Here is a 26,321-nt window from a genome sequence, read left to right as displayed (position 1 = left end):
GTTCTCATTCACGCTGCTGCAAGGCTCCCCGCCTGGTGTCCATACATAATCCTTCCTTCCCGCGCAAAAAGTAACCCATATACCACATGGTTTGCGGGAGGTCATCGGTTCGTGATGAGCACACAAAACGGCACGCTTTCCATCTTTGCGCTGGGAGGCGTCTATGAAATCGGCAAAAACATGTACGGCATTCAGTATGGCGACGACATTGTCCTGATCGACTGCGGCTCCAAGTTTCCCGATGAGAGCTTTTTGGGTATTGACTTAATCATACCCGACATTACCTATTTGCTGGAAAACCGCGACAAAGTACGCGCCCTGATCGTCACACACGGGCACGAGGACCACATCGGGGGCATCCCGTATTTTCTCAAGCAACTGAACGTCCCCGTCTACGGCACGCGCCTGACACTCGGGCTGATTGAAATCAAGCTGAAAGAGCACGGCTTGCTGCAGCAGGCAGAGCTTGTGCAAATCGACCGCAACTCCAGGATCGCCCTCGGCGCGATGACGGCCAGCTTTTTTCAGACGAACCACAGCATTCCTGATTGCCTTGGCGTCGTTTTCGATACACCGGAAGGCAAAGTGGTACATACCGGGGATTTCAAGTTTGATTTGACCCCCGTTCACAAACAGACGCCCGATTTGCACAAAATGGCCGCGATCGGGCAAAGCGGCGTGCTCGTCCTGCTGTCGGAAAGCACGAATGCCGAGCGCCCTGGCTTCACTCCTTCGGAAAAGCTGGTCGGCGACCATCTGCGCGAGGCGTTTGCCCGGGCCAAACGGAAAATTTTCGTCTCCACCTTCGCCTCCAATGTGTATCGGCTGCAACAGGTCATTGATGCTGCCCATCTGAACAACCGCGTCCTGGTGCTGCTTGGACGCAGCATGGTCAACGTCGTCCGGATCGCCCAGGAGCAAGGCTATCTGCACATTCCGGAAGGCATGCTGGTCGATACAGAAGAAGCAAACGAACTTCCGCCGGAACGCGTCGCCATTTTGTGCACGGGAAGCCAGGGGGAGCCGATGGCCGCTTTGGCCCGGTTATCGACAGGAGGATTTCGCAGCATCAAGGTAGAGGCGGGCGACACGGTTATCCTCAGCGCCTCGCCGATTCCCGGCAATGAGCGAAATGTAGCGCGGATCGTCGACAATTTGTTCATTCTCGGGGCACACGTAATCTATGGCTCGGGCACGGGCATGCACGTCTCCGGCCACGGCAGCCAGGAAGAACTGAAGCTGATGCTGACGTTGATGAAGCCGAAATTTTTCATCCCGATACACGGCGAGTACCGGATGCTGCACCAGCACCGTCTGCTTGCCGAACAACTCGGCATGGAGCCGGACGCGATTTTTCTCATCAATAACGGCGACGTGGTGGACTTCAAGGATGGCGCCGCCGTACAGGAACGAACCATTCAGGCCGGAAATACGCTGGTTGACGGCTTTGGCATCGGCGACGTCGGCACAGTCATTTTGCGCGACCGCAAGCATCTGTCTGAGGACGGCATTCTCGTCGTGGTCGTTACGCGCGACAAAACAGACGGCAAAATCATTTCCGGTCCTGACCTCATCTCACGCGGGTTTGTTTACGGCCCTGATTCGGAAGGGCTGATTGACGAGGCGACACAGATCGCAGCAGCCGCACTTGAAGGTTTGCAGGGCGAGAGAATCACCCAGTGGAATCGCTTGAAGCAAGCGCTGCGCGAGTCAATCGGGCGGTTTTTGTACGCGAAAACAAAGCGCAGGCCGATGATTTTGCCGATCATTATGGAGGTGTAACACAAAAAGAGAGCGCCAAGGCTCTCTTTTTGCTTGAAAGGATGGGCGGCCCGTTAAAAAATCGTCTTGCGGCCCTGATCTTCCTTCAAAATTTCCACCGCTTCCCGGAAGCGCAACGAGTGGACGATTTCCCGCTCGCGCAAAAACTTCAGGCTGTCCTGCAGGTCGACGTCGTCCGTCATGTCAATCAGCCATTGGTACGTGGCCCGCGCTTTTTCCTCTGCGGCAATATCCTCATACAAATCTGCAATCGGATCGCCCTTGGCGGCAATATAGGCTGCTGTCCACGGCACCCCTTCCGCATTGTGGTAAAAAAGCGCCCGGTCATGGTTGGCGTAATGCCCGCCAAGCCCTGCTTCCTCCAACTCTTCGACCGTCGCGTCCTTTGTCAGTTTGTAAACCATCGTCGCGATCATTTCCAGATGGGCAAACTCTTCGGTCGCAATGTCTGTCAAAAGCCCAATGACTTTGTTCGGAATCGTGTAACGCTGGTTCATGTAGCGGAGGGCCGCTGACAGCTCGCCATCGGCACCGCCGTATTGCTCAATCAAGTATTTGGCCATTTTCACATCGCACTTGCTTACACGGACCGGGTATTGCAGCTTTTTCTCATATATCCACATCGTCTACTTCCCCCTCACACTTGCCATGGCCAAGGCTCGTCGTTCCACTGCCACGGGTATCCGGAATAACTCCGCCCGAGATTTTGCAAGGGGCCGTAATGCTTTTCGTACTCATTTGCCAAGGCCCAGCGCTTTTCTGTCAGATCGTTGAATTGCTCAATGGCGTTGCTATCGGTTGGATGCGTATCCAGATACAGATTGAGCTCAACCAGGGCAAAATCAATCGCCTGCAATTGCTCTAACAGTGCGTAATACTCTTTGCCTCGCTGATGTTCAGATGCCATGGGAACCCTCTCTTCCTGTGTAATCTTGCTGCGGATTGTACGGACCGTACAGGGACGGCCACAATGTGCCTGCCCGCAATGCCTCGGCCGGGGAATACTGAGGCAGGTCGGGACGCTGGAAGGTGATAAACAAGTTCGGAGGAACCACGTATGTTTTTACCCGGATCGGCGGACAAGGATCGAATGGGCTGACATAAGGAAACCAGGTACGTGTTTGCGCGTTCAAACAGAAAGCCTCCTCCATGTTCATATTTCTCGTTCGTCATGGATACCATATGCCGCCCACCCAGCAAGCGTGATAAGTGTCCGCATGAAAAAAAAAGAAAGCCTCTTTTCATCCAACATGCAGATGAAAAGAGGCCCATTAGATGCCTGGCGCACGTCTGGACGCGACTTCCCGCCAGACACCCTCTTATCGCTTCGGAGCGCGAAATCCGGCTGCTTGCGCCTCTTCCTCCGTTGCGAACCACATCTCAGCCTTTGTCTGCTCATAGCTGGCCGAGCCGGGGACGTGATAAATTTTTTCACCTTTGGAGTTGATATTGCCTTTGATCGCTTTGCCTTCCGGCGGCGTTTCACTGCCCGCAGATTTGGCGGGCTTTGCTTTTGTCTTGTCCGCTTCCTTGTCAGATTGCTTTTTGCCCGTGTCCTTGCTGTTTGCATCCAGGCCCCACAGACCGCGATTGGCTTCACGTGCTTCGCGCTCGGCTGCCAGGAACACGTCAGCCATGGCGACATTCGGCGGGATCGTCATGATGCGCGCGTAGCCATCCCGCACCAGCTTTTCATTGACAAACGTCCCGTCTTCCAGATACACATAAGCGAGCAGCCGCTTGTATTTGTCGTACGGCTCCACGTCAAACTTGAGTGTCACTTGTTTTCCTGTCAAAAGCTCTTTGCTGTAGTTGCTCGCTTCCTTGCCGTATGGCTCAACCGGATGGTTAGGCTTGACCGTCTCCGGCGTATCGACTCCAATCATTCTCACCTTTTCGCCGCTTGCAAGCTCAAACGTATCGCCGTCCACCACCCGTTTGACCGTAGCAGTCATTTCCCCGTTTGCCTGGGGCTGTCCCGAAGCGGTGCAGGCGACCAGCAAAAGCGCCAGAGCGAGCAAGTACGGTGCGAGTGCGATTCGTTTCATGGTTTCTTCTCCTCTTCTTCGTTGCATTGACTTTCAGGTTATCAGATTAGTAAAAGAAAGAGGGAAGGTCAATAGGCCGACAGTAAGTTCCTTGGGGCGTTTCGCCAAAGCCGAAAAAAACGACCTTCCACGAGGTCGTTTTGTCTATACGTCCAGACTTAGTCACGATCGGCGCTAAACAAGAACAGCAAAATGACCACGACGATGATGATCCACAGCAGCTCCTCGTTATCGCGATCAAAAAAGCCATCGAACAGACCCATAGTGGAGTCCTCCTTTCCTTCTCGCTACAGCCTATGCAAAAGGCTAGGCATAGGTCCATCATCGGAAGAGCCCAAAGTACAGGAATGTTCTTTAATTCAGCCTGGCGACAATCAGATGCGTGTACGTCGTAAGCTGTCGCGCCTTCACGGCGAACCCGAGCGCAACCAGCTCTCGCAAAAGCCTCGAACGATCGGCGTAAAAACGGTCGTCGATTTGCCTGATTGTCTCTTCCTTGCCATCCCGGACAAGCGCGGCGATATGCGCCTGTCTTGCGACTTCGTCCTCGAACATCAAATCCGCAATCACCAGACGTCCTCCGGGCTTCAGCACCCGGCGGCATTCAGCCAGAGCGAGCAGCTTCTGGTCGTCGTCGAGATGGTGCAGCGCATAGCTCGTCGCTACAAAATCAAAGCGATCCTCCAGAAAGGGAAAGGCAAAAAAGGTGCCCAGCTTCGTCTCCATCCCCGGCAGTTTGCTCCGGCAGCGTTTCAGCATTTGCGGCGACTGGTCGAAGCCGCTCATGATTGCCCCCTGAGAGACGAGACGGCTCGCGAGGTTGCCCGTGCCAGTGCCGGCGTCCAGCCCGCTTTCGCCTTTTACGGGGCCAAGCGCGGCGACGACTTCATCCAGCACCTGCCCATACGATTGATGCGCGGCATTCGGGCATTCTGACTGCCGCTGCACCCACTCGTCGTAGTCGTCTGCAATCTGGTTGAAATTCCAGCGATCCACCCAGTTGTCGCGGGTTTGCCGCAGCCGTTTGTTCGCTTCTGCCAGCTCGTACAGCTCACCAGGGTCGATCGTCTGGCTGTTGCCGATGCGCTCGATCATCGCCTCCGTCGTCTGGATGACCTTGGCCATCTCCACCCATCTCGTGTACATGAAGGAGCGCTGCAACTCCAGGTAATGCAGCAAGGTGTCTTCGTGCTCCTGCATCTGCGCGAGCAACTCACGAATATCGTCAATCGACATACCGACCTCGCGCAGCGTAATGATCGTCTGCAGCCGCCAGACATCTTCTTCCGTAAACTGGCGATACCCGGATTCATCTGCCTTCTCCGGCTTTATCAGCCCCTTTTCTTCATAATAGCGAATGGCTCTCGGCGTAATTTGCAGTCTTTGCGCCATATCCTTAATCAGCATGCGTGTCTCTCCCTGTCAACTTCTTATCGGTATCATATACCTTCCCGTTGCGTCAATGTACAGAGAAAAAAGGAAAAAGCTGCCCGTCGCGCTTTTGGGCAGCTTTTCCTGCGTACTTTTCAGTTGGGCAAGCGTTAGTGGCGGGCTGGCTCGGAAATCTCCTGGAGCGCATCGCTCGCCTCGTCGTGGTGCACCTGGCGGATCGCCATGTCAGCGAGGGCGACAATCCCGACCAGTTTGCCATTTTCCACAACAGGCAGGCGACGGATCTGGTGCTGGGCCATGATCTTCGCCGCTTCATCGACAGTCATGTCCGGTCGACCGAGAATGATGTCTTTTGTCATGACCACTTCGGTTGCCGTAGAACCTTCATGTTTTTCCGCAAGTCCGCGAATGACAATATCCCGGTCGGTGATGATCCCGATCACATCGTTCTTTTCATTGACGACCGGAATGACTCCGACGTTCCAGTCACGCATTTTGCAAGCGACTTCGTAGACGTTATCCTTAAGCGTCACCGTTGCGACATCTTTGGTCATAATCTCGCGCAGGGTGCGGTTTTCCACTTTGGCCATTTTCTTTTCCTCCTTTTCCTGATGAACGATTGTAGTGTGTCCGGTCTGCCATGTTTTCATTCGTGAGGAAAGGGCATGATAAGATCGCAAGCGAAATGGAGTTATGCATTGCGCTTCTACCAAAAACAGACTATCATTAATAAGTGAAAATCTCACCAGTTGTAGGAGGAAAAACAATGGTTATCAAGGACACTGGGCTTAGCACGAAAGAGGTCTTTTTCGCCGATCTGGAGCATTACATGAGCGAGCTTGGCTTTGATCGTGGCGCCTGGGATTACAATCACGCTACATACGATTATAAAATCCAAGATAAAGGAAACGTTTTCTACCTTCGCATTCAAGCGAACGTGATCGAAGGCAAGCTGGAAGACTCCCATGCTGTCCTGAAGCTGGAAGATCCGTACATGGGCAAACACCTTTTCCCGCACGGACTGGATTACGACTATCCAATGCCGGAATCCGTTGTGAAAACAGCAAAGCTCAAGCTGCAGATGCTCGGAGAAAAGCTGTCCTCGCACTAATTCCAAATGAGAACGTACTGCGTTACAGAGAGGCATCCCCTCTCTGTTTCACGTAGAAGGGGGTATTACCGTGAAGACTAGGGGCGTACCTGACTTCCTGCTCCTGTTTTTGACCGCCCTGATTGTCGGGTTTGGTATTACCATGGTGCTTAGCGCAAGCTCCATTTTCGCCCTGACCAGCTTCACCAGCAATGGTTGCTCCTATTGCAACGGGGACGAGCTCTATTTCGTGAAGCGGCAAATCCGCTTCCTGCTGATCGGAATCGTCTGCATGCTGGTCGCCATGAATATTCCCTTCTCCTTTTACAAGCGCAATTTTTTGCTGATTGCGTTAGGAAGCTTCATCATGCTTGTGCTCGTGTTGATTCCGGGAATCGGCGATTACACGAAAGGAGCGCGTTCGTGGTTCAAAATCGGCTCAGCCAGTCTGCAGCCCGCAGAGTTTGCCAAGCTTGGCCTGATTTTGTACCTGGCAGCGATCATGGCGAAAAAAGGAGAGGGAGTGCGCAAGCTAAAGTCAGGCTTGCTTCCCCCGCTCATGGTTACCGGTTTGTTCTTTCTCCTGATTGTGGTGCAGCCCGACCTTGGGTCTGCTGCCATTCTGCTCGGGAGCGCCTTGATCGTGATGATCTGCGGCGGTGCGAAACTCCGTCACCTGATTGGCCTTGGCGGTCCGGTCGTGACCATCGCTTTCCTCGGCTATATCGCATTGAAGCCGCATGCCTTGAGCCGCATCGACTCCTACCTCAATCCGTGGAATGATCCGAGCGGAAGCGGATACAACATCATTCAGTCGTGGATTGCCATCGCCCACGGAGGATTTTCCGGGACGGGCTTCGGGAAAAGTATTCAAAAGTATTTGTACTTGCCCGAGATGCATACCGACTTTATTTTCTCCATCATTACGGAGGAACTCGGATTTATCGGGGCAAGCCTGTTCCTGCTGGTCTACCTGCTGTTCCTGTTGCGCGGCATCCATATCTGTCTGCGCGTCAAGGACACGTTTGCCAGTCTGGCGGGAATCGGGGTCGTCAGCATGATTGGCCTGCAAGCAATCTTGAACATCGGCGGCGTTACAGGACTGATTCCGCTGACGGGCGTACCCCTTCCGTTCATCAGCTACGGCGGTTCTTCCCTGCTTGTCTGTCTGATCTCCACAGGCTTTTTACTCAGTGTATCGCGCGAGGTCAGCCGTCAAAAGCTGGAGGAGCAGCTCAAAAAGCAGCCGTACTCCATGTAATGGATCGCTTTGCACTCACCGGACAAAAAAACGGCCTGCCGTTTGCGCAGGTCGTTTTCATTTGCCAAGATCAATTGTCTCTACTCGCACGTTGACCGCTTCTACATACAGTCCGGTCATGTTTTCGACGGCTTCCTTCACCTTTTCCTGAAGCAGGTGGCACACGCGATGAATTGGCGTTCCGTAGCGCACGGATACACGCATGTCGACGACGACTCTGCCCTCTGTGATCGCTACCGTGATGCCCTTTGCCCCGCCGTTCAGCTTTTTCGCCAAGTCCTGATACAGCCCACCCGAGCGCACGGCAACCTCCGGCACTTCCTCCACGGCGACAGCTGCAATGACCGCAATCACTTGATCGGCTACTCTGATCTCACCAAGTCTTTCCGCCATCAGGGTTCCCTCCTCTTCGACCGTATCCTGTCTGTCCCCCTTTTATCTGAGTTTTCTTTCATTATAAACAACTCATGCTTGGGCTTGGAAGGGAATTTGTTTTTTTCTCTCGATTAATGTCGGAGCGGTACAATGGATGTCTAGCAATGTCAAACGATTGCCCGTGAGTGCTTGCCGCAAGACAGGCTCCAAAGCCGATTCCGCACGCACCACGTGGGAATCTGCCCCGCACGCCTTGGCCCACAGCGCAAAATCCGGGTTGTGCAGATGCACGCCAAACGGCTGAAACCCTTCCTGCTTCATTTTCAGCTCTTCCAGCCCCAGCGTCCGGTTGTTTACGACCACAATCGTAATCGCTGCCTGATGTTCGGCTGCTGTCATCAGTTCTGCGAGACTCATTTGCAGGCCGCCGTCACCTGTTACGCAGACCACTTGCCTGTCAGGAAAAGCGAGCTTGGCACTAATCGCGGCTGGCAGGGCGAAGCCCATCGTGCGCCACTTCCCGGAAAAGAGCGGCCATTGCCTGCTTGCGCGAAACACGCGATTGAACCAGATCGTGTGCTCGCCCGTATCGAGAACCACGATGGCATCGTCGGCCACTGCCTGACCTAATGTGTGCATCAACACTTCCGGCCTCACTGCTTCTTCAAGCGACTGGGACTGACTGCTCTTCGCAGGTTCCGCCAAAAACCGGGCATGCCAGCTCTCTACGCTCTTCTCCCAGGCATCGCCTGGCGTCTGCGCCTTTAAACGCTGACTCCACAACGGCAATACATCCAGCAGATCGGCCGTGACAGGCAAAAGCCGCGCATGGGCATGCATGGACGCGGCAGCATGATCGACCTGAATGATCGGCAACTGCTTCGGAATGAACTCCTGCGGAAACCAGCTTGCGCCCAAAATGACGAGCAAGTCGGCCTTCTCCAGCGCTTGCAGGGCTGCTTCGCTGCCGCCTTCGCCCAGGCCGCCGAGCACCAGCCGATGCGACTCGTCGATGGCCCCTTTTGCCCCCAGCGACAGCAAAATTCCCGCGCCCAACTGCTCCGCGAGCCGCAAACACATAGCTGCTGCGGGACGCGCTCCCGTGCCCATCAGGATCAGCGGCGCTTTGGCACGCATGATTTGCTCGGCAGCGGATTCGATTTCCATCCGGTCGCCGAGAACGCGCGGGATGCGCGGCATCTGCGGAAGCACCCCCGCTTTTGTTTTTTGGGCAAACACATCCTTGCAAATCGCCAGATGCGCCACTCCTTTTTGCTGGGCAGCCGACACAAAAGCGCGATGCAAAACCTCTCCCACGGCATCCGGGTGGCTAACCGTCGCCTGGTAGACGCTGATCGGACGGATCATGTCTTCCTGGGCGACAAACTGCTTGTAGGTGCCGCCCAGCTTGCGCGTCTCGACCTGTCCCGTAATGGCGATGACGGGAGCGCGGTCTGTATGCGCATCCGCCAGCCCGTTCAGCAAGTTGACGAAGCCGGGTCCCATCGTCGCTGTGCACACGCCCGGCTTGCCCGTCAGCTTCGCTTCTGCGCTTGCCATCATGGCTGCCGCTGCTTCGTGTCGGCATGATATGTACTGAATCTCCGTCTGTTTCCCCAATGCGTCCAACCAGGCAAAAATGCCATCCCCTGCCACGCCATAGATGCGTTTGACCCCCCACGCAGCCAGTTGCTTCGTCAAATATTGCGCCACGATCATCTTGTCGTCCTCCCTTTTTTTGTCTGTAGACATGAAAAAGTCAATGGTAGTGTGCGCAATCTCCAACATTTTACTAGGACGTTGTGTGGAAAGTTGGAGAACCTAACCATTACCAGCAGCTGATTAGCACTTCTTCTAAGGAGGGGAAAAAATGAAACAGCCTGTGAAATGGCTGATCGCACTGACAGCAATCGCGCTTGTTACCGCGATCGTGATTTCTCCCATGCGCTCCGATGCTTTCAGTCAACAGATCGTCAAGGTGGGCGCAGAGGGGAGCGACGTCCGTGAAATGCAGTACCGCCTGAAACATCTTGGATTTTATACCGGACCCGTTGACGGGATCTTCGGCTGGCGTTCGTACTGGGCGCTGCGCAACTTTCAGTACGAGTTCGGGCTGCCTGTAGACGGCGTGCTCGGAGCAAAAACGAAAGTGAAGCTCTACAATGCCACGAAAAACTACAAGCCGACTGCCGCAGACCTCGGCGTGTCGCCATCCGCTCCCAGCACACCCGCGCCGGACAAAGCGAACAAACAAACGTACCACACCGCCAACGTGTCGGCTAACGACATCAAGTTGATGGCAAACGCGGTATACGGGGAAGCCCGTGGCGAACCGTACATCGGGCAAGTAGCGGTTGCCGCGGTCATTTTGAACCGGACGAAAAACCCTGCCTTCCCGAACACGCCCGCAGGGGTGATCTTCGAACCACGTGCTTTTACCGCTGTTGCAGACGGGCAAATTTGGCTGGAGCCAAACGAGCAGTCCAAAAAGGCGGTCAACGACGCCTTGAAAGGCTGGGACCCGACCGGAGGGGCGATCTACTACTTCAACCCGGATACGGCTACATCCGGCTGGATCTGGAGTCGTCCGCAAATCAAAAAGATCGGCCGACATATTTTCTGCCGATAAGCTGGGCAAAAAAGAACAGGCACAACAGTCGAGCGGACTGCGTGCCTGTTTCCGTTTTCCTGTCAGATAGGACGCTGGGATTGCATAAGCTGCGCCATTTTGACGAACCGTTCTTCCGATTCCGTCGTGCCGCATACCCCGCATTGAATCATGTACGATTCGCCCTTGTACGGCTGGTGAAACACATCCAGTTCGTCGCTTTGCAGCTGCTGGACGACTTCTCCCGTTTGCGGGTCAAGCCGTATGTAGCGCGGAACTTGCTCAATGACGGTAAAACGCATCCGGTTGGACTTGCAGGTGGGACACAACAAAGGCTTGGTCATAAAAGCACCTCCCTGTCTTCTTTCACCGTTTAGTTTTTGCCTGGGGAGGAACTCTATACCTGCGTCCTGGTTTCGCGGCGAGCGCCAACTTTTTGGTACAAAAAGGAAGGGTTTGTTGGTATGATTCAATAGGTAGGTAAGGAATGATTATTTGCCATTTGAGGTGATCGGATGAATTTACGACTCTTTTTTTCTCTCGTCGGGGCGTCTGTGCTCCTGGCGGCTTTTGCGCACTACTTTACCGATAACGAATTCTTCCAATTTGCCACATCGGCCCTGGCGATCATCTTTCTCGCAGCCTGGCTCGGCAAATCGACGGAAAGCGTGGCCCACTATGCCGGAGACCGGATTGGCGGCTTTTTAAATGCCACCTTTGGCAACGCCGCCGAGCTGATTATCGCCTTTTTCCTCGTCAAGGAAGGGTTGTTCGACATGGTCAAGGCGTCGATCACCGGAGCGATTATCGGCAACATGCTGCTGGTGCTCGGGTTAAGCGTGCTGTTGGGCGGACTGAAGTACAAGGAGCAAAACTTCAACAGCAGGCTCGCTGGTCACAATGCCTCGCTGATGACGCTGGCGATTGTCGCGCTGTTTATTCCTGCTGTTTTCATGCGGGAGCTTGCGCCCGTCAAAATTGAGACGCTGAGCATCGTCATCGCGATATTGCTGATCGTCGCCTACATCCTTTGGCTGATTTTCTCCATGATTACGCACAGCGACTTTTTGTCCGACATCGAGCCGCATGAAAGCGAAGCAGTCTGGTCCAAAGGCGTATCGATTGTGATGCTCGCTGTCTCCACCGTGTTTGTGGCGGTCGTATCGGAATGGCTCGTCCACGGCGTTCAGCATGTGTCGCACTCGCTCGGCTGGTCGGAGCTGTTCGTCGGTGCGTTCGTCATCGCCATCATCGGGAACGCCGCGGAACACAGTGCTGCGCTCCTGCTCGCCATGAAAGGACGCATCGGAGCTGCCGTCGAGATCGCCATCGGCTCTAGCTTGCAGATTGCCCTGTTCGTTGCGCCCACACTCGTCCTGGTCAGCCTGCTGCTCGGCAATCCGATGGACATCGTGTTCACGCCATTTGAATTGGCTGCGATCGGCGTTGCGACCTTCATTACGATTTCCATTACCAAGGACGGTGCCACCAACTGGTTTGAAGGCGTTCTTTTGCTGACCGTCTACATCATTCTCGGAACCGCCTTCTTCTTCGCCTGAGAGAAGGTGTTTTGGGAAAAAGGGAAAAGGAGTGCTGCGGCAGCCGTTGCCGTGGCACTCCTTTTTTGTTGCTACCAGATGCCGAGCATCTGCATGAAGACAAGCACAATCGCCAGAGGCGACACGTATTTGAGCAGCAAGAGCCAGATGACGAACAGACGCTTGCCGAGCGGCGACTGGTTGGCGCGCAGCTCTTCCATCAGCACCTCTCTTTTCATTTTCAGCGGCACAAAAATGGCAATCAGCAAAGCGCCGAGCGGCAACAGAATGTTGCTGACGAGGAAATCGAATGCGTCGAAGATCGACTTCCCAAACACCGTCACATCGCTTAAGACGCCAAACGAGAGAGCAGACGGCACGCCGACCAGGAAAATGAAGAAACCGATCATCCAGGACAGACGCTTTCTTTTGTCTTCCTCCCCTTTTGCCAGGGAAGCGACGATGATCTCCAGCATGGAAAAAGCGGAAGTCAACGTGGCAAACAGGAACAAGGCCAGGAAAATGAACAGGAAAAACCCGCCCAGCGCAATCTTTTCAAAGACAGAAGGCAGCACGATAAACAGCAGGCCAGGGCCAGCCGTAGGCTCCAGGCCGAACGAGAAGACGGCCGGGAAAATCGCCAGTCCGGCGAACAGGGAAACGAGCAGGTTCAGGCTGACAATCGAGCCTGCGGAACGCACCAGGCTTTCGTTTTTCGCCAAATACGAGCTGTACGTCACCATCACCGATACGCCGACACTGAGCGAGAAAAACGACTGGCCCAGCGCGTACAGGATCGCTTCGGCACTCAGCTTGGAAAAGTCAGGACGGAGGAAAAACGAAACGCCTTCCATCGCCCCCGGCAATGTCAGAGAGCGAACCATCAGGACGAGGAACAAAATAAACAAGGCCGGCATCATATATTTGTTGGCCGACTCGATCCCGCTCTGCACACCGCGGGCTACCACCCAGGCCGTAATCAGCATGAACACAAACTGCGCAGCAACGGCGCCCACCGGAGCCGAGATGATCTCGCCGAAAAGCTGCTCATACTGGCCCCCCAACAGTTGCCCTGACAAGCCATGCACCAGGTAGGTGAGAATCCAGCCTCCTACTACACTGTAAAAGGACAGGAGCAAAAAGCAGGTCACGACGCCAAGCCGGCCGACCCAATGCCACATCGTCCCCGGTGCAATCGCGCGATAGGCGCTGATCGCTTCCTTTTGCGTGCTGCGGCCTATCGTAAACTCGCCAAGCAACAGCGGCAACCCGATGACGAGCGTAAAGATCAGGAACAGGCAAAAAAACGCGCCGCCCCCGCTCGTCCCTACCATATACGGAAATTTCCAGATCGCTCCCAAGCCAATGGCGGAGCCTGCTGCAGCCAAAATAAAGCCCAGTCGGCTCGTCCACTGTTCTGCTTGATTTTTCATCCACATTCACTCCTAACGTTACATATTGTGCTTTAAACAAGAAAAACTCGCCCCCCAAAAGGGACGAGTTGTTTGTTTCTCGCGGTACCACCCTAGTTAGACATCGCCTTTTTTGCAAAGACATGTCTCTCCTCGTCATTGGTAACGGGTATGACCCGGACTCTCCTACTTGCGGCGCCTTGCGTTCAGAGGTCAGCTCCAGAGGGAATTCTACGAAGGCTCACCTGCGGCTGCTCTCAGTCTATGGCAGCACTTCCCTGTCAGGCAGCATATTTCGTATACTGGTCTCTATCGCAGCTATTTTCGTATGGAAATGTGGTAGTCGAACATAAAAAAACCCGTCCAAAAAAGGGACGAGTCTGTTCGCGGTACCACCCTGATTAAGCACCAGAAGCCATCATGCTCCCGGCACTTCACTTGCTCATCGTTAACGGAAATGACCCGTTTCCTCCTACTTGGCTCTGCCGTTCAAAGGGCTGCTCCGGAGGGAATTCCACGGTTTGCGCTTCAAAGCTGCTTGCAGTCCGGGGCAGCTTCTCCCTGTCAAGCGGCGTGTTCCGCGTACTGGTCTCCGTCATCGCATTTTGCTTATATGGAATACTTGACTATTAATTTAATATATACGGTACAAATAGGCAAGACTTTTCTGCAAAAAAACGAAAAGCGAGGATATTCGCCGCTCTCCTCGCCTTACTTTTGATTAAACAGTTCATGGAGGGTCGCCAGCTTGCGTTCCAATGAACCCATGATTTCACGACCAATTTCTTCTCCGATCAGTCCGAGGCGAACCGCATACTCTACTTCCCGAGAAAGCCCGAACATTTGTGTATCAAGCACTTCTTCATACAGCGGGCACTGCGGCATGGTCAGGTTTTCCATCTGTACATCGATGAGCTTGTAAATCTTGTCTGCGTCCGCTTTTAGCAGTGCTAGCGCTTTCTGTTCCAAATCTGGAACTTTCATTTCTGTCAAAACCTATCCCTCCGTTTGCCTCCATCCTTAACATACATAGTACGCGATTCTGGGCTATTTGAAAAGGGGAGAAGCTTTATCAACTGCAAGAAGCTAAAAGATACCAAGATTCCATTCCTTTGCGAGTAACGCAAGCAGCTTGACTCCCGCAACCGAGTTTCCTTTCTCATCCAGAGCAGGACCAAAGACACCGATTCCCATCCGCTGCGGAACTGCAGCCAAGATCCCTCCGGCTACTCCGCTTTTTGCAGGAATTCCGACATCAATGGCAAATTCTCCGGAGGCGTTGTACATGCCGCAAGTCACCATAAACGTTTTGCAGATGCGCGCAACCTCTTGCGGAATTACTCGCTCACCCGTCTGCGGAATCACGCCGTCGGCAGCAAGCACCATGCCTACTCTTGCTACCTCTTTGGCCGTGACCTCAATCGCGCAATGCCGGAAGTACAAGTCAAGCGTCTCTTCCACATCTGTCTTAAGAACCCCGCTGTCCTTCAAAAACCAGGCGAGCGCCCGGTTGCGGGCAGCCGTTCGTTTTTCCGAGCCGTACACCGCTTCGTTGATGGACAGACCGGGATTTCCCGTCATCTGGCGCAGCAGGTCGAGCACCGCATTCAGACGCTGCTCTACACTGTTGCCCTGAATCATTCCGGCAACGGCAATCGCTCCGGCATTAATCATCGGATTGAGCGGCTTGTGCGGCTTGATCGTCTCCAGCTTGATAATCGAATTGAAGGGGTCCCCTGTCGGCTCCTTGCCTACCCGCTCAAATACATGCTTCTGTCCGTTCTGGCACAACGCCACGATCAGCGAGCAAATTTTGGAGATGCTTTGCAACGTAAAGGGAACATCGGCGTCTCCCGCCGACAAAATCGTCCCGTCGGGCAGGCACACGGCAGCCCCCAGCAAGTGCGGATCTACTTTTGCCAGTTCGGGAATATACCCCGCCACCTGGCCCTCTCCTGTAAAATCGCTGGCCGCTCTCACTGCCTGGGCCAGTTGAATCGATGCTCGCCCGATGTTCATCTGCTATCCCCTCTGTCCATATTCACGATGTATATGAATAAATTGTAGATTTGAATCCGGTGCCTGTCAAATTGTGGGGATCGCTCCCTTAGCCAAGCGGCCTACTCCGTAATGGCCCGTTTCAGCCGTTCCATCGCCTCTTCGACGACAGAGTGCGGGCAGGCAAAATTGATCCGCTGAAACCCTTCCCCTTCCTGTCCGAAGGTGACGCCGTCATGAAAGCCAAGCTTTGCCTTTTCGCGAAGCAGACGGTTCAGCTCCGGCTGCTTCAGGCCCAAACGCCGAAAATCGATCCAGCCAAGGTAGGTAGCTTGCGGCACAGGCATTTTGACGTCCGGTACGTGCTCAGCCAGATAGCGGTGGATATACGCCGCATTTTGCTGCAAGTACGCAAGCAATTCGTTGAGCCACGGTTCCCCGTGCCGATAGGCTGCGATTGTCGCTTCCATCCCGAACAGATTCAGGTTTTCGCAGCCCATTTTGGAAGCGGTCACAGTAAAATCACGCAGCAACTGCCTGTTCTCCGTCAGGATGTATGACGTAAACAGCCCGGCCAGGTTGAACGTTTTCGATGCTGCCAAAAACGTCACGCTCTGTCTGGCCAGCTCCGGTGCAAGCGAGTAATAAGGCGTGTGGCTGCCTTTTTCGTAGACGAGATCGGCGTGAATTTCGTCGGAAACGACAATGACTCCATGTTCGACGCACAAGGCTCCGAGCCGCTCCAGCTCCTGTCTCGTCCACACTCTGCCGACCGGATTGTGCGGGCTGCACAAAAGCATCAGCTTCACCGCAGGGTCGCTCAATTTTTCCGCCAAGTCGTCCCAGTCCATCTCGTAGTGGCCGTCCCGCTCGCGCAACGAACTGCGCACCACTTGCCGCCCCCGGTTTTCCACGGCATGAAAAAACGGATAATACACCGGTGTCTGAACCAGGACACGCTCCCCTGGAGATGTATATGCCTCAATCGCTACATGGATGCCAGGAATGACCCCGGGGATGCCTGCCATCCAGCTTGTCTCCACCTCGACGCCAAACCGTTTGCGAATCCACTCCTGCAAGCTCTCAAAAAAAGCGGCACTTTTCAGCGGGTAGCCGTAGATCGGGTGCGCCGCCCGCTTCACGATCGCTTCCGTCACTTCCGGAGGGCAGGCAAAATCCATGTCGGCTACCCACATGGGCAGCATCCCTTCTCCGTTCACCTTCGGATTGTCAATGTCCCACTTCACGCAGTCCGTTCCTTTGCGCTCGATTCTCGTCTCAAAGTCGTACATGGTTTCCCTCCCGCAATCTCGTAAGCTGCCGCCAAACAGTTCGTCCCGTTTCCGCTTGTTTCTGCTGTCCGGTTCCATGTCATGCCAAGCGGTTCTTTCTATGTCCAGCATACCCCCTTCTATCGTGATTGTCCAAGAATTTGCCTGCTTTTTTCCCAAAAAAGCCGCGTCGAAGTCAACGACTCGAACATTTCGTTCCTTTGCATCGTTTGCCCGATCACGAGCTGGTATAGTAAAATGCTAGTGCTAGATGATGCTGAAAGATTACGGAGGTATGCTTCATGTCTGATGTTATCGTGTTCAAAGGGGCAGTCACGTACCCGATCACTTTGGACCCGACTGTCTGGGTGTTCGACGAGCGCAAGTTTGATTTGAACACGTATACGGGCGAAGAGGACCCGTCCTCGTCCAAGCAGATGCAATATTTGCAAGGAACAGGGATGCAATGGGACAAGGAACTGAAAGAAGGCGCCCAACTGCCATCCGAGCGCAAAAGCCTGGCAGAAGAGCGCCAAGTGCTGGACGGGGACTACGGGATGCGGCTTGATCCGTTTATCACGAACGCGGCACCACTGCCAGAAGCGACACACGTCCGGCTGCATCGGGAAAACGCGGACCCGATCGTCCTGCCGATTTCCGAGGCGAGACGGGCGATCCTGCAGTTTGCCAAAGCCGGCAAGCCGATCAAGGAAGACGGCCCGGTGTACTTTTACTTGCCGGAAGCCTTGCTGAAAAAAGAAGCGCCGATTACCGGAATCACTGCGCTGGAGTTTTTCACGGCCTGATTGCGACAGAAAAAGCCATCCTCCAACAGAACAGCCCCTTCGCCTTGTCAGGAGAATCAGACAATCGCGGATGCTGTTCATTGCCAAAGGATGGCTTTTTATCATTTGGTTCTTTTGTGTGTTGTTCTTATGTTCTTAGGCACTGACCAGTGTGATGCCGATGTTGCGCGTCTGTATCTCTGCGCGAAGCAATTCAATAAAAGCGGGATCTAGTTGAAGGTCGACAGCACGATGATATACTTCTATCAGCATCTGGTCACTCAAGTATTTCACCCTTGGTCACCCCCATCCTCTTGTATGCGTTCATTGTAGCAGATGAGAGAATGCCGAACAACCGTTCTGATTATCCACAAACGCTGTGGAAATGCTGTGAGTAACCTGTGTGTAGTTTGTGCGTAACAAAGAAAAACACTGCTGTACGTATGTGGATATTTCTTCCACTTTTATCCACAACTGGTCGAATTTTGTCGAACGATTGTCACACCCTTTTCACCGCTTCGCAGACATGCAAAAACAGCCCTCCGGGATGGAAGGCTGCTTTGTCTTCATTAGGCGTTTGCTGTTTCGGTAACGTGCAGCACTTGCTTGACGCGCTCAATCGCCCAATCGAGATCCTCTTTGCTGATGACGAGCGGAGGTGCAAAACGGATGGTCGTTTCATGCGTTTCCTTGCACAGAAGCCCCAGCTCTTTCAGTTTCTCGCAGTAAGGACGTGCAGCAGTCGTCAGCTCCAGCCCGATGAACAGGCCGCGGCCGCGAATTTCCTTGATGATCGGGTTTTTGATTTCTTTCAGTTTATTGATAAAATACGTGCCCAGTTCCTGGGAGCGCTGTACAAGACCTTCGTCGATGAGAACGTCCATCGCCGCTACGGCTACTGCGCAGCCGAGCGGGTTTCCGCCGAAGGTAGAGCCGTGGGAGCCTGGTTCAAACACGCCAAGGATTTCTCTGTCCGCAGCTACTGCGGAGATCGGGAACACCCCGCCGCCGAGCGCTTTCCCCATGATGTACATGTCTGGCTTGACATCTTCCCAGTCGCTGGCGAACAGTTTGCCTGTACGTCCGAATCCGGTCTGGATTTCGTCGCACACGAGCAGAACGTTGTTTGCTTTACATACTTCCTGTGCTTGCTTCAGGAAGCCCTCTTGCGGAATAATGATGCCCGCTTCGCCCTGAATCGGTTCGAGCATGAACGCTGCAGTATTTGGCGTGATCGCTTGCTTCAGCGCCTCGATGTCGCCGTAAGGAATGATTTTGAAGCCAGGCGTGAACGGTCCGAATCCGCGTCTGTACTCCTCTGCGGAAGAGAAGGAAGTAACGGTTACGGTGCGGCCGTGGAAGTTGCCTTCACATACGATGATTTCCGCCTGGTTTTCCGGTACTTTTTTCACGTCGTAAGCCCAGCGGCGAACAGCTTTGATAGCGGTTTCCACTGCTTCCGCGCCCGTATTCATCGGCAAGATCATCTCTTTGCCTGTAAGTGCGGACAACTTTTCGTAAAATTCACCAAGCTGATCGTTGTAAAAAGCGCGGGAGGTCAGCGTTACTTTGTCTGCCTGATCTTTCAGCGCCTGAATAATACGCGGATGGCGGTGTCCCTGGTTCAGAGCGGAGTACGCGCTCAGCATATCCAAATATTTGTTGCCTTCCGGGTCTTCTACCCATACGCCTTCTGCCTTGGAGATGACGATTGGTAGTGGATGGTAGTTGTGTGCGCCGTATTTTTCGGTTTGTTCAATGACAACTTTTGTTTTCGTCATGCTGATAGCCTCCTTCGAGTTCACTTGCCAATTATACCTAGCAAGAATGATGCCAATGTAAAAAACAAGGGAAATGTCAGGGAACGGTCGATCTTGAGCAAAAATATTTTGCAGATGCTTCCAAAAATATTTTGCAGGTGCATAAGTATTTTGCACACCATTCATTGTATGATATGATACTTCACGAAGAAAGGCTGGTGACTCTATAGATGTCGTCTTCAAGGCAAAAATACCCGCTCGACACGCTGCTTCGCATCTACGAGCATATCCTGGACAGAATGAACGAGGGCGTCCACGTGATTGACGCTACCGGAACGACGATCGTGTACAACCAGAAGATGACCGAGCTGGAGTCGATGGCAAGACAGGACGTCCTGCACAAGCCGCTGTCAGAGGTGTTCCAGTTCCACAGCGGACAGGAGAGCACGCTGCTCACCTGCCTCAGGACAGGAAACAGCATACGGAATACGCGACAAACGTATTTCAACGACAAGCAAAAAGAAATCACGACCATCAACAATACGTACCCGATCATCGAGAACGGCCAGATCATCGGCGCAATGGAGATTGCCAACGACGTGACCAAAATGGAGCGACTCATCCGGGAAAATCTGCTGACAAAAAACGGGTCCCGCTATACCTTTGACCAGATCATCGGAAAAAGCGCACCGATCCTCGATGTGATCGAAAACGCCAAACGGGCGGCGCGCACCTCGTCCTCTGTCCTTGTCGTCGGCGAGACGGGGGCTGGCAAGGAACTGTTCGTGCAAAGCATTCACAATGCCAGTCTGCGCTCATCCGGTCCGCTCATCTCGCAAAACTGCGCGGCGCTTCCTGACAGCCTGATTGAAGGCTTGCTGTTTGGCACAGCGCGCGGCGCTTTTACCGGAGCGGTGGAAAGACCGGGCTTGTTTGAGCAGGCAGAGGGCGGTACGCTTTTTCTCGATGAAATCAACTCGCTTAGTATGCCTCTCCAGGCAAAATTGTTGCGTGCCCTGCAGGAGAAGTCGATCAGGCGCATCGGGGATACGAAGGATCGGGCGATTGATGTGCGTATCATCGCGGCCATCAACGAAGACCCAGTCGAAGCCATCGCCAATTCTCACCTGAGAAAAGACTTGTACTACCGCCTTGGCGTCGTCACCCTTTTCCTGCCTCCGCTACGCGAGCGCAAGGAAGACATCCCGCTGCTCGTCTCACATTTTATTGAAAAATACAATGAGCTGTTTCAAATGGAAGTGACAGGTGTCGCGAGCGACGTCATGCAATTTTTCCAGGAGCACGACTGGCCGGGCAACGTCAGGGAGTTGCAGCATCTGATCGAAGGGGCGATGAATTTGATGGTGGACGAGACAACGATCCGCTACGAGCACTTGCCGCTGCACTTTTTGCGCCGCTCCCCTGCCAACGTCGAAAGGATCGAGCAAGCACCTTCCCGCTCTCTCCCGTTTATTGAGGAAGGCAAATCGTTGAAGGAAACGATGCAGGAGTTTGAGACGGCTTACATTCATCACGTCGTAGACCGCTACAACGGCAATATCTCGCGCGCCGCCAAGGAGCTGCAAATCAGTCGGCAAAGCTTGCAGTATCGCCTGCGCAAATTGGGAATCAGGGGCTGAGCAGCTTGTTCTTTTTAGCCAACGCCAAAATTCTTGGCATTTTTTAAAAATTTTTGCACACTTACGCCCAATTTCTTTGCACTCCTTCCCTATCTACTACCTGTCATAGAAGTTTTGCTGGCGCTGACAATATTGGTATCATTCTTGCAAAGCATATTGCACGCCTGAAAACGCATTCATCAAATCAATATTTCTCGCGTGAAGGAGAGGGATTTATGACACCTAGCAGCAATGAACAGAACAATCAACTAAAACGCAGTATGAGCAGTAGGCACCTCTTCATGATTTCTCTTGGAGGCGTGATCGGGACCGGACTGTTTCTCGGCTCCGGGTATACGTTAAGCCAGGCTGGCCCAGTCGGTACGATTCTTTCCTTTCTGGTCGGCGGCTTTATCATGTACCTGACGATGCTTTGCCTGGGTGAGCTGACAGTAGCGATGCCTGTGGCCGGTTCGTTCCAAACCTACATGACCCGTTTCGTTAGTCCTGCCCTTGGCTTTGGAGTCGGCTGGCTGTATTGGCTGGGCTGGGCAGTAACTGTTGCCCTGGAGCTTTTGTCTTCCGGTCTGTTGATGCAGCGCTGGTTCCCGGACTCTCCGGTCTGGATGTGGTGCGCCGTCTTCGGTGTTCTTCTGTTCCTGTTGAATGCGCTTTCTGCCCGTGCGTTCGGTGAATCCGAATTTTGGTTCTCCAGCATCAAGGTAAGCGCCATCATCCTGTTTATCATTTTGGGTGGAGCAGCTATGTTTGGCCTGATTGAAATGAAAGATGGACAACCTGCTCCGATGTTTTCCAACTTCACCAACAGTCCGCTGCTCCCATTTGGGATTACCGGCCTGTTGATGACAATGATTACAGTGAACTTCTCCTTCCAGGGTACGGAGCTGATCGGGATCGCTGCCGGTGAGAGCAAGGAACCGGAAAAAACGATTCCGAAGTCCATTCGCACTACCGTTTGGCGCACACTTGTCTTCTTCATTTTGGCCATTACCGTCGTCGCAGGGATGATCCCTTACCAACAGGCTGGCGTGATCGAAAGTCCGTTTGTCGTCGTATTTGACAGCATCGGTATCCCTTTTGCAGCAGACATCATGAACTTCGTCGTATTGACTGCGCTTTTGTCTGTGGCAAACTCCGGCTTGTACGCCGCAACACGGATGCTCTATTCCCTGTCTAACGAGAACATGGCATCCCGCAAGCTTGCAGTCGTCAATCGCAAAGGAATTCCGATGAATGCGCTGATTATTACGTTTGCCATCTCTCTGCTGTCGCTTTTGTCCGGCATTTTCGCCGAAGATACCGTGTTCATGGTGCTTCTGTCCATCGCCGGCCTGGGCGCGCAAATTGGCTGGATCTCCATCTCCGCTTCCCAGCTCGCTTTCCGTCGTCACTATCTGAAAAATGGCGGCAAGCTGGAAGACTTGAAGTTCCGTACGCCGCTTTATCCGGTGCTTCCGCTGGTTTCCCTGATTTTGAACCTGACTGTGCTTGTGAGTCTCGCTTTTGATCCGGAGCAGCGAATCGCTCTGTACTGCGGCATTCCGTTCATGCTGGGTGCAATCCTGATCTACCATCTGCGCTTCAAAAACAATCGGGAGCCGCAGGCGGAAAACAATTTGGGCACGTACCCGAAAGCAAACAACATGTAAGAAAAAAAGAAAAGCTTGCTCTCCTGATGAAGGAAGGCAAGCTTTTCTCCTTATGATCGTGATTTTTCGAGAATGCTACAAGGAGATTTGTACAATTTCCGTAATGACTACCATGGCAAAGACGGCAAATCCAAGGGAACTCGTCACCAGCAACATCCGTTTCAGCTTCTTCATATCTTCCATTTCAGATTCCCTCACTTTCATAGCGCCCATGATTATCGTTTCTACCGTTATATACGCACCACCCATGGAAAATGTTTCAATTTGCGCCCAATAACATTTCGCCTTTTCTCGTCAAAAAGCTCACGACTGTGCGATTTTTGTCAAATCGTTGCCGAGCTTGAACGTATCTTGCTCCATCAGATGGAGCATCCAGGCCACCAGCACGCCTACAGCCAGGCAGATCGTCCACGGCAACCATGCCGCCTGCAGCTGCAATCCGATGTCGTACACCCAGCCGCCTGCGATCTGGCCGAGCGAACCGCCGATGGCAATCGAGTATCCATTGAAGCCGTAATACGCTCCTACCAAATCTTTTGGCGCAAAACGCGGAACGACATCTACCAGGTTCGGCACCGCGATCATCGTGCCCAGCGCAAACAGGAAGACGTCGATGAGCAGCATCCACAGCGAACCGGCAAAGGTAAACAAAAACAGCCCCACGCCCATGACCAGCGTGCCAATGCCGATCAAGGTCAGGCGATGCGGGTATCCTTCCAGCCATTGCGTCACCTTCATCTGGAACAAAATGACGAACAAGGACATCGCCGACAGGACAATCCCCACAGAAGCTTTGCTGTGTGTCACATGCTCCACGAGCAATGGTATGGTCAAAAATACTTGCATATTCAAGTAGTAATAGCCCATCAGGATGATCGTAAAGCGGACAAAGCGCCTGTCCCGCATCACAGTGAACATGCTCTCCCAAATATTGTGCCTGGTATTCGTGGCACGAATCGGGGACAGAAAAAAGAAGGAGACGAGCGCGTTCAAGCCAAAGATCGCTCCGGCAAACAGCGACAAGTAGGTAAAATCAACGGCCGAAAGTGCGGTGCCGACGATTTGCGAGCCGACTACCGCAATATTGCCGAGCACATTGCGAAAGGCAAACACTTCTTTCCGGATCGAATCCGGCGTCAAAATCGCAAACGCTGCCGAGCCAGCCGGGTCAAACAATGCCCCGCCCAGGCCGGACAAAATCGCTGCGATGAAAAAATGCCACGTCTCTGTACAGAAGGCGAACATCGCGAACCCGACAGCCCGTACGGCCATGCCGAGAACCATCGCCCCCTTGTAGCCAAAGGCATCGGCCATGACTCCGCCCAGAAACGCAAAGCCTTGCTGGGAAAACTGCCGCACGCTGAGCACGAGTCCCGCCATCGCCAGCGTCCAGCCAATACTGCCCGTCAAGTACAGGGTCAGATACGGAATCAGGGCATAAAAACCAAGGTTCATCATAAATGATGTCGCCAAGAGCAGCTTGACGGAAAACGGTGTCTCTTTCCACATTTCCCTCTTCATTTAATTCCCCTCGCTCTCCCGCTATCTCTCACAATTTTGGGGATACCCCCAGCTTAAAGAGCAAGGTATAATTTGGGAAACGAACGTTTTTGTATATAGTTATCAAATATTTAGATAAGAGGGAAACACACGCTATGGACTTTGAACAACTGCGCGCCTTCTACACGTTGGCACAGACAAAAAACTTCACCAAGGCTGCGGAAATGCTCCATCTTGTCCAGTCTACGGTGACGATGCGAATTAAGCAACTGGAAGAAAAAGTAGGAAAGCCGCTTTTCATCCGTGACAAGCGAAGTGTGGAAATTACCCAGGCGGGTTTGACGCTTCTGCCGTATGCCGAAAGAATCCTCAAGCTGTCCCAGGAGGCACTCAACGAAGTCGCTTCTTTGCAGCCATATGAAGATTACCTGTCCATCGGCAGTCTGAACGCCATCTGGACCTCAACCCTCGAACCGATCTTGAAAGAGTATCATTACCGTTACCCGCAAATTGCCATCAGCACCAAAACCGGGCATTCCTCTGCCGTTATCCAATATTTGCTCGACAACGTCATTCAGATCGGGATTGTGTATGTACCGCCTTCTTTGCCGAACTTCGAAGTCATTCCCACCTGGGATGATGAAATCGTCCTGGTCTGCTGTCCACAGAGCAGCATCGCCCAGGCGACTCACGTAGACTCGCGCGAGCTTCGCAACCTGCCGCTGATCTACATGAACTGGGGATCGCCCTTCAACGAATGGATCAGACAGACGCTGCCGCGCAACTACGTGCCCAAGCTGACCGTCGACAAAGCGGAACTGGCGATCGATCTGATTAAGGAGGGGCTGGGCGTCAGCCTGCTGACCCGCTCCACAGTCAAGGCGGAGCTGGCAGCCGGAACGCTCAAGGAACTGCCGATTACAGGCAACAAGCCTCCCAAACGATCGGCCTATATCGTCCTGCCGAAAGACAAAAAAAATAAACCCAGCGTGGAAAAATGGCTGAGTCTGATGAGTGAACTCGGTTATTCGACCAGCTAGGAAATCTGGCGCGTTTGCGGTATGGGGTCGACGATTGTCTCTCGTCTCCCCAGCCTTCTTTCATAGCCCCAGCGAACGAGAAAATACCAGCACATCGACAGGCAAAATCCCGTGAGCACGTCGCTCAAAAAATGCACCCCTAGATAGACGCGGCTTGCTGCAAGCAATAGGCAGACGATGAGCGCAACAGGCTGCACATACGCCGCCCAGCTTCTCTCCTGATACCAGCGAGCGATCACGAGGGCGAGCATGAGGTAAAAGCACGGAGCGATCATGGCGTGGCCGCTTGGGAACGAAAACGACCCCGGCAGCTCCACCAGATTGATGCCAGCAGGCCGCGGACGGGCAAACATTAGCTTCAACAGCTCGTTCGCGACCTCGCTCACGCCCAATGCCAGCAGGATGACGACCGCTTCCAGTTTGTGCCCTTTGATGAACAAGGCTGCGATTACAACGATACCAAGCGGTGCGAGAAACGTTGCGTTGCCCAAAGTCGTGAGTAGCGAAAAAAAGCCCGTAGCGGCATCCGAACGGAGTTCTGCGACCAGCGCAAATGCCGCCTGATCCATCCCCGCTGCCTGACCTGCTATGTACCGGCGCATCATCCAGGCGCCAAGCACCGCAAAGACGATGCTGAAAACAAGCAACCCCCTGTTTTTATCCCTCATGCGTTTCTCCTCTCTCCAACAGCGAGCGCAGCGCAGCCGCAAAGCGTTGGTCATCTTCGCGCGTACGCGCCGCAGGTCCGCGCGTTCTTCCTCCGCCGCGGCGATAGCGGGCTTTTTCGTTTCGCTCTTCCAGATGAAAGGCAATCCGCTCCGGCTCAAAGACGAAACCGTGCGGCGTCAGCGGCTGTGCCTTTTTGCCTAATATGAGCGCGGCCAGCCCAATATCCTGCGTTACGACCACATCGCCCGGACGGGTTTCGTTGGCGAGCTTCATATCGACCGCCTGCGGCCCGGCATCTACCGTTACGTGATGTTCAGAGCCGATCTGATGATTGTAGCTGGCAAAGGTCTGGCAGAGCCACCCGTATTCCTTGCACAGCTCCTGCGCGATGGCCAGCGCCTGGCGCGGGCAGGCATCGGCATCAATGAGGACACGTCCTTTTTGCATTTGCCACTTCCTTTCATGCGCTTTTCTCTCCCCGCACTGCTCCATTTTTGGTATGA

Annotated in this window: 27 protein-coding genes and 2 other annotated features; of the genes, 9 read left to right on the top strand and 18 right to left on the bottom strand. The window is 53.6% G+C overall.

Annotated features, from left to right (window positions below):
* Window positions 1-114: 114 nt before the first annotated feature.
* Window positions 115-1,782 (top strand): ribonuclease J, encoded by a 1,668-nt coding sequence (locus tag EDM57_RS07075; RefSeq protein ID WP_122904060.1) that lies wholly within the window; start codon window positions 115-117, stop codon window positions 1,780-1,782.
* A gap of 53 nt (window positions 1,783-1,835) precedes the next feature.
* Here the strand turns inward: EDM57_RS07075 and EDM57_RS07070 are convergent, their stop codons facing one another.
* From EDM57_RS07070 to EDM57_RS07045, 6 genes are all read right to left on the bottom strand, one after another.
* The gene (locus EDM57_RS07070; RefSeq protein ID WP_122904059.1) at window positions 1,836-2,405 is read right to left on the bottom strand and encodes a manganese catalase family protein; all 570 of its coding nucleotides are present in this window, start codon (window positions 2,403-2,405) and stop codon (window positions 1,836-1,838) included.
* Between the two features lie 14 nt (window positions 2,406-2,419).
* A complete protein-coding gene (locus EDM57_RS07065) occupies window positions 2,420-2,689 on the bottom strand; it encodes a spore coat protein CotJB (RefSeq protein WP_122904058.1) in 270 nt (89 codons plus the stop codon).
* Entirely contained in the window at window positions 2,679-2,915 is a 237-nt protein-coding gene (locus EDM57_RS07060; protein ID WP_122904057.1) for a spore coat associated protein CotJA, read from the bottom strand. The genes EDM57_RS07065 and EDM57_RS07060 overlap by 11 nt, the downstream gene beginning before the upstream one ends.
* Before the next feature lie 186 nt (window positions 2,916-3,101).
* Window positions 3,102-3,830, bottom strand: a complete 729-nt coding sequence (locus tag EDM57_RS07055) for a thermonuclease family protein (RefSeq protein ID WP_122904056.1) — start codon at window positions 3,828-3,830, stop codon at window positions 3,102-3,104.
* A gap of 354 nt (window positions 3,831-4,184) precedes the next feature.
* Complete coding sequence (locus EDM57_RS07050) at window positions 4,185-5,237, bottom strand: MerR family transcriptional regulator (RefSeq protein ID WP_122904055.1); 1,053 nt, start codon at window positions 5,235-5,237, stop codon at window positions 4,185-4,187.
* A gap of 134 nt (window positions 5,238-5,371) precedes the next feature.
* On the bottom strand, window positions 5,372-5,812 hold the full coding sequence (locus EDM57_RS07045) for a CBS domain-containing protein (RefSeq protein ID WP_122904054.1): 441 nt from the start codon (window positions 5,810-5,812) through the stop codon (window positions 5,372-5,374).
* Window positions 5,813-5,988: 176 nt separating this feature from the next.
* On the opposite strand from EDM57_RS07045, the gene EDM57_RS07040 reads away from it, so the two are divergent.
* Together EDM57_RS07040 and ftsW are read left to right on the top strand one after the other, a co-directional pair.
* Entirely contained in the window at window positions 5,989-6,333 is a 345-nt protein-coding gene (locus tag EDM57_RS07040) for a YugN family protein (RefSeq protein WP_122904053.1), read from the top strand.
* 70 nt (window positions 6,334-6,403) lie between these two features.
* The gene (gene ftsW / locus EDM57_RS07035) at window positions 6,404-7,573 is read left to right on the top strand and encodes a putative lipid II flippase FtsW (protein ID WP_122904052.1); all 1,170 of its coding nucleotides are present in this window, start codon (window positions 6,404-6,406) and stop codon (window positions 7,571-7,573) included.
* Between the two features lie 57 nt (window positions 7,574-7,630).
* On the opposite strand, the gene EDM57_RS07030 is transcribed toward ftsW, so the two are convergent.
* Window positions 7,631-7,966, bottom strand: coding sequence for an Asp23/Gls24 family envelope stress response protein (locus EDM57_RS07030; protein ID WP_122904051.1), 336 nt, complete (start codon window positions 7,964-7,966; stop codon window positions 7,631-7,633).
* A 72-nt stretch (window positions 7,967-8,038) separates the two neighbouring features.
* Complete coding sequence (locus tag EDM57_RS07025; protein WP_122904050.1) at window positions 8,039-9,667, bottom strand: thiamine pyrophosphate-binding protein; 1,629 nt, start codon at window positions 9,665-9,667, stop codon at window positions 8,039-8,041.
* A 151-nt stretch (window positions 9,668-9,818) separates the two neighbouring features.
* Between EDM57_RS07025 and sleB the strand changes: the two genes are divergently transcribed.
* Window positions 9,819-10,577 (top strand): spore cortex-lytic enzyme, encoded by a 759-nt coding sequence (gene sleB / locus EDM57_RS07020; RefSeq protein WP_122904049.1) that lies wholly within the window; start codon window positions 9,819-9,821, stop codon window positions 10,575-10,577.
* A 62-nt stretch (window positions 10,578-10,639) separates the two neighbouring features.
* On the opposite strand, the gene EDM57_RS07015 is transcribed toward sleB, so the two are convergent.
* Entirely contained in the window at window positions 10,640-10,900 is a 261-nt protein-coding gene (locus EDM57_RS07015; RefSeq protein ID WP_122904048.1) for a hypothetical protein, read from the bottom strand.
* 171 nt (window positions 10,901-11,071) lie between these two features.
* On the opposite strand from EDM57_RS07015, the gene cax reads away from it, so the two are divergent.
* On the top strand, window positions 11,072-12,115 hold the full coding sequence (gene cax / locus EDM57_RS07010; RefSeq protein ID WP_122904047.1) for a calcium/proton exchanger: 1,044 nt from the start codon (window positions 11,072-11,074) through the stop codon (window positions 12,113-12,115).
* Window positions 12,116-12,186: 71 nt separating this feature from the next.
* Here cax and EDM57_RS07005 read toward each other — a convergent pair whose 3' ends face one another.
* From EDM57_RS07005 to EDM57_RS06990, 4 genes are all read right to left on the bottom strand, one after another.
* A complete protein-coding gene (locus EDM57_RS07005; RefSeq protein WP_122904046.1) occupies window positions 12,187-13,527 on the bottom strand; it encodes a sodium-dependent transporter in 1,341 nt (446 codons plus the stop codon).
* A gap of 56 nt (window positions 13,528-13,583) precedes the next feature.
* Window positions 13,584-13,831, bottom strand: a binding site (T-box leader).
* Between the two features lie 42 nt (window positions 13,832-13,873).
* Window positions 13,874-14,114, bottom strand: a binding site (T-box leader).
* Between the two features lie 103 nt (window positions 14,115-14,217).
* The gene (locus tag EDM57_RS07000; protein ID WP_170163412.1) at window positions 14,218-14,490 is read right to left on the bottom strand and encodes an Fpa/YlaN family protein; all 273 of its coding nucleotides are present in this window, start codon (window positions 14,488-14,490) and stop codon (window positions 14,218-14,220) included.
* 102 nt (window positions 14,491-14,592) lie between these two features.
* Window positions 14,593-15,525: a glutaminase A gene (glsA, locus tag EDM57_RS06995; RefSeq protein ID WP_122904044.1), complete on the bottom strand. Its 933-nt coding sequence runs from the start codon at window positions 15,523-15,525 to the stop codon at window positions 14,593-14,595.
* A gap of 101 nt (window positions 15,526-15,626) precedes the next feature.
* Window positions 15,627-16,796 carry a MalY/PatB family protein gene (locus tag EDM57_RS06990; protein WP_122904043.1) on the bottom strand — a complete coding sequence of 390 codons (1,170 nt, stop codon included), beginning with the start codon at window positions 16,794-16,796 and terminating at the stop codon, window positions 15,627-15,629.
* Between the two features lie 281 nt (window positions 16,797-17,077).
* Between EDM57_RS06990 and EDM57_RS06985 the strand changes: the two genes are divergently transcribed.
* Window positions 17,078-17,581 (top strand): hypothetical protein, encoded by a 504-nt coding sequence (locus EDM57_RS06985; protein WP_122904042.1) that lies wholly within the window; start codon window positions 17,078-17,080, stop codon window positions 17,579-17,581.
* 135 nt (window positions 17,582-17,716) lie between these two features.
* Here EDM57_RS06985 and sda read toward each other — a convergent pair whose 3' ends face one another.
* Together sda and EDM57_RS06975 are read right to left on the bottom strand one after the other, a co-directional pair.
* Window positions 17,717-17,854, bottom strand: a complete 138-nt coding sequence (gene sda, locus EDM57_RS06980) for a sporulation histidine kinase inhibitor Sda (RefSeq protein WP_122904041.1) — start codon at window positions 17,852-17,854, stop codon at window positions 17,717-17,719.
* Window positions 17,855-18,129: 275 nt separating this feature from the next.
* Window positions 18,130-19,341 carry an ornithine--oxo-acid transaminase gene (locus EDM57_RS06975; protein WP_122904040.1) on the bottom strand — a complete coding sequence of 404 codons (1,212 nt, stop codon included), beginning with the start codon at window positions 19,339-19,341 and terminating at the stop codon, window positions 18,130-18,132.
* Window positions 19,342-19,550: 209 nt separating this feature from the next.
* On the opposite strand from EDM57_RS06975, the gene EDM57_RS06970 reads away from it, so the two are divergent.
* Both EDM57_RS06970 and EDM57_RS06965 read left to right on the top strand, forming a co-directional pair.
* The gene (locus EDM57_RS06970; RefSeq protein ID WP_122904039.1) at window positions 19,551-20,960 is read left to right on the top strand and encodes a sigma-54 interaction domain-containing protein; all 1,410 of its coding nucleotides are present in this window, start codon (window positions 19,551-19,553) and stop codon (window positions 20,958-20,960) included.
* A 215-nt stretch (window positions 20,961-21,175) separates the two neighbouring features.
* Entirely contained in the window at window positions 21,176-22,609 is a 1,434-nt protein-coding gene (locus tag EDM57_RS06965; RefSeq protein ID WP_122904038.1) for an amino acid permease, read from the top strand.
* 303 nt (window positions 22,610-22,912) lie between these two features.
* On the opposite strand, the gene EDM57_RS06960 is transcribed toward EDM57_RS06965, so the two are convergent.
* Window positions 22,913-24,130: an MDR family MFS transporter gene (locus EDM57_RS06960; RefSeq protein ID WP_122904037.1), complete on the bottom strand. Its 1,218-nt coding sequence runs from the start codon at window positions 24,128-24,130 to the stop codon at window positions 22,913-22,915.
* Between the two features lie 134 nt (window positions 24,131-24,264).
* Here EDM57_RS06960 and EDM57_RS06955 point away from each other — a divergent pair, with 134 nt between their 5' ends.
* A complete protein-coding gene (locus tag EDM57_RS06955) occupies window positions 24,265-25,149 on the top strand; it encodes a LysR family transcriptional regulator (protein WP_122904036.1) in 885 nt (294 codons plus the stop codon).
* Here EDM57_RS06955 and EDM57_RS06950 read toward each other — a convergent pair.
* The gene (locus EDM57_RS06950) at window positions 25,146-25,817 is read right to left on the bottom strand and encodes a phosphatase PAP2 family protein (protein ID WP_122904035.1); all 672 of its coding nucleotides are present in this window, start codon (window positions 25,815-25,817) and stop codon (window positions 25,146-25,148) included. The two genes, EDM57_RS06955 and EDM57_RS06950, sit on opposite strands and share 4 nt — an antisense overlap.
* Window positions 25,807-26,265, bottom strand: a complete 459-nt coding sequence (locus EDM57_RS06945; protein ID WP_122904034.1) for a YaiI/YqxD family protein — start codon at window positions 26,263-26,265, stop codon at window positions 25,807-25,809. The genes EDM57_RS06950 and EDM57_RS06945 overlap by 11 nt, the downstream gene beginning before the upstream one ends.
* Between the last annotated feature and the right edge of the window lie 56 nt (window positions 26,266-26,321).

Origin of the sequence: Brevibacillus gelatini (assembly GCF_003710935.1) — a bacterium.
Classification (GTDB): domain Bacteria; phylum Bacillota; class Bacilli; order Brevibacillales; family Brevibacillaceae; genus Brevibacillus; species Brevibacillus gelatini.
Note: the sequence above shows the minus strand (reverse complement) of the source record. Positions and strands in the feature narration are given on the sequence as shown.

What these genes read in the sequence shown, in the direction of transcription:
- EDM57_RS07005 (WP_122904046.1), bottom strand. Translation starts at nt 13,527, where the DNA reads ATGAAAAATCAAGCAGAACAGTGGACGAGCCGACTGGGCTTTATTTTG.
- EDM57_RS07040 (WP_122904053.1), top strand. Translation starts at nt 5,989, where the DNA reads ATGGTTATCAAGGACACTGGGCTTAGCACGAAAGAGGTCTTTTTCGCC.
- EDM57_RS06955 (WP_122904036.1), top strand. Translation starts at nt 24,265, where the DNA reads ATGGACTTTGAACAACTGCGCGCCTTCTACACGTTGGCACAGACAAAA.
- EDM57_RS06945 (WP_122904034.1), bottom strand. Translation starts at nt 26,265, where the DNA reads ATGCAAAAAGGACGTGTCCTCATTGATGCCGATGCCTGCCCGCGCCAG.
- EDM57_RS07065 (WP_122904058.1), bottom strand. Translation starts at nt 2,689, where the DNA reads ATGGCATCTGAACATCAGCGAGGCAAAGAGTATTACGCACTGTTAGAG.
- EDM57_RS07050 (WP_122904055.1), bottom strand. Translation starts at nt 5,237, where the DNA reads ATGCTGATTAAGGATATGGCGCAAAGACTGCAAATTACGCCGAGAGCC.
- EDM57_RS07055 (WP_122904056.1), bottom strand. Translation starts at nt 3,830, where the DNA reads ATGAAACGAATCGCACTCGCACCGTACTTGCTCGCTCTGGCGCTTTTG.
- EDM57_RS06960 (WP_122904037.1), bottom strand. Translation starts at nt 24,130, where the DNA reads ATGAAGAGGGAAATGTGGAAAGAGACACCGTTTTCCGTCAAGCTGCTC.
- EDM57_RS06985 (WP_122904042.1), top strand. Translation starts at nt 17,078, where the DNA reads ATGTCTGATGTTATCGTGTTCAAAGGGGCAGTCACGTACCCGATCACT.
- EDM57_RS07070 (WP_122904059.1), bottom strand. Translation starts at nt 2,405, where the DNA reads ATGTGGATATATGAGAAAAAGCTGCAATACCCGGTCCGTGTAAGCAAG.
- EDM57_RS07000 (WP_170163412.1), bottom strand. Translation starts at nt 14,490, where the DNA reads ATGAAAGTTCCAGATTTGGAACAGAAAGCGCTAGCACTGCTAAAAGCG.
- EDM57_RS07075 (WP_122904060.1), top strand. Translation starts at nt 115, where the DNA reads ATGAGCACACAAAACGGCACGCTTTCCATCTTTGCGCTGGGAGGCGTC.
- glsA (WP_122904044.1), bottom strand. Translation starts at nt 15,525, where the DNA reads ATGAACATCGGGCGAGCATCGATTCAACTGGCCCAGGCAGTGAGAGCG.
- EDM57_RS07045 (WP_122904054.1), bottom strand. Translation starts at nt 5,812, where the DNA reads ATGGCCAAAGTGGAAAACCGCACCCTGCGCGAGATTATGACCAAAGAT.
- sleB (WP_122904049.1), top strand. Translation starts at nt 9,819, where the DNA reads ATGAAACAGCCTGTGAAATGGCTGATCGCACTGACAGCAATCGCGCTT.
- EDM57_RS07015 (WP_122904048.1), bottom strand. Translation starts at nt 10,900, where the DNA reads ATGACCAAGCCTTTGTTGTGTCCCACCTGCAAGTCCAACCGGATGCGT.
- EDM57_RS06965 (WP_122904038.1), top strand. Translation starts at nt 21,176, where the DNA reads ATGACACCTAGCAGCAATGAACAGAACAATCAACTAAAACGCAGTATG.
- EDM57_RS07030 (WP_122904051.1), bottom strand. Translation starts at nt 7,966, where the DNA reads ATGGCGGAAAGACTTGGTGAGATCAGAGTAGCCGATCAAGTGATTGCG.
- EDM57_RS07025 (WP_122904050.1), bottom strand. Translation starts at nt 9,667, where the DNA reads ATGATCGTGGCGCAATATTTGACGAAGCAACTGGCTGCGTGGGGGGTC.
- EDM57_RS06975 (WP_122904040.1), bottom strand. Translation starts at nt 19,341, where the DNA reads ATGACGAAAACAAAAGTTGTCATTGAACAAACCGAAAAATACGGCGCA.
- EDM57_RS06990 (WP_122904043.1), bottom strand. Translation starts at nt 16,796, where the DNA reads ATGTACGACTTTGAGACGAGAATCGAGCGCAAAGGAACGGACTGCGTG.
- EDM57_RS06950 (WP_122904035.1), bottom strand. Translation starts at nt 25,817, where the DNA reads ATGAGGGATAAAAACAGGGGGTTGCTTGTTTTCAGCATCGTCTTTGCG.
- EDM57_RS06970 (WP_122904039.1), top strand. Translation starts at nt 19,551, where the DNA reads ATGTCGTCTTCAAGGCAAAAATACCCGCTCGACACGCTGCTTCGCATC.
- cax (WP_122904047.1), top strand. Translation starts at nt 11,072, where the DNA reads ATGAATTTACGACTCTTTTTTTCTCTCGTCGGGGCGTCTGTGCTCCTG.